The organism is Vibrio sp. 1249-1 (assembly GCF_033340495.1).
Genome location: NZ_JAWOWJ010001036.1, coordinates 1 through 545, shown reverse-complemented (window position 1 = coordinate 545; position 545 = coordinate 1). Strand labels below are relative to the sequence as shown.

General features: G+C 46.4%; 1 protein-coding gene. It reads right to left on the bottom strand.

Translation table 11 applies throughout. The annotated features are described in order from the left end of the window. Nucleotides 1-519, bottom strand: a 519-nt coding sequence (locus tag R7Z50_RS30320; protein ID WP_318150126.1) for a transporter substrate-binding domain-containing protein, incomplete at its 3' end; no start/stop codon positions are given. Nucleotides 520-545: the final 26 nt, after the last annotated feature.

Below are 545 nucleotides of genomic sequence, written 5' to 3'. Positions count from 1 at the left end.
AAGCGCAACATCATGCTCGATACCAGTGTCGTAAGTTTTGATGTTGATTTTGCCATCTTTGTCGTATTGGCGTAGTAGCTGCTCAAAGTTAGAACCTAGGTTAACCGCAACGGTTTTGCCTGCTAGATCGTCTACACCTTTGATGCTGTCGTTGCCTGTACGTACTGTGATTTGCGCGCCGTCGATCACATAAGGGTCTGCAAACAGGTATTTCGCTTTGCGCTCATCTGTCATGGTGATTTGGTTTGAGATTGTATCGATGCGGCCAGTTTCTAAAAGACCAAACAAACCTGAGAAGTTCGACGTCACGTATTCGATCTTGTAGTCGTTACGCTTACCGATCTCATCCCACATATCCACCTCAAAGCCTTGTAGCTTGTCTTGCTTCACGAAAGTGAATGGGAAGTAACGGCCAGACATGCCCACCTTGACTTCAGTTGCGGCAGTGTCGACTGCCGCTTGAACTGTCGCGGCAGATAGTGCGATGGCTGCAACGGCAACCTTAATCCAGTTTTTCATAATACATCTCCATATTTTTATAGTTG